Below are 2769 nucleotides of genomic sequence, written 5' to 3'. Positions count from 1 at the left end.
GCGCTGCTTTTTTCTTCGCTTCTTCTGTCCATTTACCTGCCTCATAATGAGCAGTCCAGCCGGTAGCTTTACCGTCAACTTCAGTCATAACATACTGAGATTTATTTTTACGGCTATAGCGTACAACAGCAAGATTACCATCAGGATCTTTAGCTGGTGCATCTGCTAAATAATAAAACTTAGGCGAAATGCGGTCTCTAAAGCGTTTTAGTTCTTCAACCTTAGGTGCACGTGTTTCACGTGACTTAGGAAAAGTATTTGCGGCTAAAAATATACCCGCAGCGCCATCACGCAAAACAAAATACGCATCTGACTTCTCACACTCTAATTCAGTAATGTGAACAGGATCTTCTTTTGGTGGAGCAGCCTCACCATTTTTAAGTAACTTACGTGTGTTCTTACACTCGTCGTTATTGCAACCAAAGTACTTACCAAAGCGACCCGATTTAAGCTCCATGTCAGAACCGCACTTATCACATTCGATAATTGGTCCGTCGTAGCCTTTAATTTTAAAGGTACCTTCTTCAACTATATGCCCTTTACATGCTGGGTTATTACCACACACATGTAGTTTACGGGTTTCGTCAATTAGGTATGAGTCCATTGCAGTTTCACAAATAGGACAACGCTTCATCTGCATTAATTTTTCGGTTTCTACGTCTTCGACATCAGCAGCAACCGCTTCATCGCCAGACACTAAGTTCATTGTTGTAGTACAACGCTCTTTTGGCGGAAGGCTGTAACCAGTACACCCTAAGAAAACACCGGTTGAAGCCGTACGTATGCCCATTTTGCGGCTACATGTAGGACATTCTATATCGGTTTCAACCATCTCATTAAGACGCATGCCACCATTCTCTGGCTCGTCTTTAGCGACAGTTAGTTGCGTTGAAAAATCAGCATAAAACTTATCTAAAACTTGAGTCCATACACGCTCGCCTTCAGCAATGTCATCTAAACGACCTTCCATTTTAGCTGTAAAATCAAAGTTCATTAAATCAGTGAAGTTTTCAACTAAGCGGTCAGTAACAATTTCACCCATTTTTTCAGCAAAGAAACGGCGATTTTCTACACGTACATAACCACGATCTTGAATTGTTGATATAATCGACGCATAAGTAGATGGACGACCAATACCACGCTTTTCAAGCTCTTTTACTAAACTAGCTTCACTAAAGCGAGCTGGCGGCTTAGTAAAATGCTGCTTAGGATCAAGTTCTATTAAAGTAAGTATTTCACCTTCTTTAACAGCTGGCAGTGATTGATCTTCTTCGTTCTTTTTACGCACCGCAGGTTGTACTTTTGTCCAACCATCAAAGCGAAGCACGCGGCCTTTTGCTTTGAGCTGGAAATCGTTAGCTGCAACAGTCAGTGTTGTTAAGTCGTATTCAGCAGGTACCATTTGACACGCTACAAACTGACGCCAAATTAGCTCATACAGCTTTTTAGCATCGGCATCTACGCCTTCGATATGACCAGACAACACTGTAACGCTTGAAGGACGAATTGCCTCATGCGCTTCTTGTGCATTGCCTTTAGAGCTATAGTTAATTGGATCTTTTGGTAAATATTTAGCACCAAACTCGTTCGTTACATACTCACGACACATTTCAACCGCATCTTTTGAAAGATTGGTTGAATCGGTACGCATATAAGTAATATAACCGCCTTCATACAAACGCTGAGCGAGCATCATAGTCTTTTTAACGCCATAACCTAGGCGTGTACTTGCCGCTTGTTGCATGGTTGAAGTAATTAATGGCGCACTTGGGCGACTTTTACTTGGTTTTTCTTCAACGCTAATTACTTTGTATTCTGCATTCTCAAGGCTTTTAACAGCTGCGCTAGCCTGAGCTTCATTTACAGGCTTAAATGCCTTTCCTGCTTGTTTGGTTACTTCTAAGCGTAACTCAGACTCAGTATTCTTAACATCAGCGTGAATATCCCAAAACTCTTCAGGGATAAATGCCTTAATTTCACGTTCACGCTCAACTAATAAGCGTACCGCAACAGACTGAACTCGTCCTGCAGATAGACCACGTGCAACTTTTGCCCACAACAAAGGAGAAACCATAAAGCCTACAACACGGTCTAAAAAGCGTCGTGTTTGCTGAGCGTAAACCATGTCAGTATTAAGCTCACCTGGTGTTTCGAAAGCTTGCTGTATTGCGTTTTTGGTAATCTCGTTAAAAACTACGCGCTTATACTTTTCAGGTTCGCCGCCAATGATTTCTTGAAGGTGCCAAGCAATTGCTTCCCCTTCTCTATCCAAATCCGTTGCGAGGTATATTTGATCTGCATTTTCAGCCAGCTTTTGTAATTCTTGAACAACCTTCTCTTTACCTGGCAGGATTTCATAATGCGGCTCCCAACCTTGCTCAGGATCAATACCCATACGCGCGACCAGGTTAGTATAATCTCGTTGCTTTTTATACGCTGCTTTCTCTTCAGGTTCCATTTTGCGAACTTCTGCTGGCGTTTTAGTTGCCGGCACTTTAGCTTTGCTCGAACCTGAAGTAGGTAAATCACGTACATGCCCAATACTGGACTTTACGATGAAGTCATTACCTAAATATTTATTAATTGTTTTAGCCTTAGCAGGTGACTCTACAATTACTAGCGATTTGCCCATAGTTGCCTATTTCTAACCAAATATTAAAAATGTGTTTTGCCGACATAAGCGGCGCGAATATTTATAGGTATATCTACAAACACTAGTTGTTACAAGCTTTTAATACAAACTTTTCAGTATTTACTGAATAAACGAAC

Annotated in this window: 1 protein-coding gene; it reads right to left on the bottom strand. The window is 41.4% G+C overall.

Features of this window, described 5'->3' with window-relative positions; translation table 11 throughout:
• Positions 1-2632: type I DNA topoisomerase (topA, locus tag H5072_RS16160; protein ID WP_182694102.1), on the bottom strand; the 2632-nt coding region annotated here is incomplete at its 3' end.
• Positions 2633-2769: the final 137 nt, after the last annotated feature.

This window comes from Pseudoalteromonas sp. SR45-5 (assembly GCF_014163565.1).
GTDB classification, from domain to species: domain Bacteria; phylum Pseudomonadota; class Gammaproteobacteria; order Enterobacterales; family Alteromonadaceae; genus Pseudoalteromonas; species Pseudoalteromonas distincta.
The sequence above is the reverse complement of the archived record's forward strand: the minus strand, read 5'-3'. Positions and strand labels throughout refer to the sequence as shown.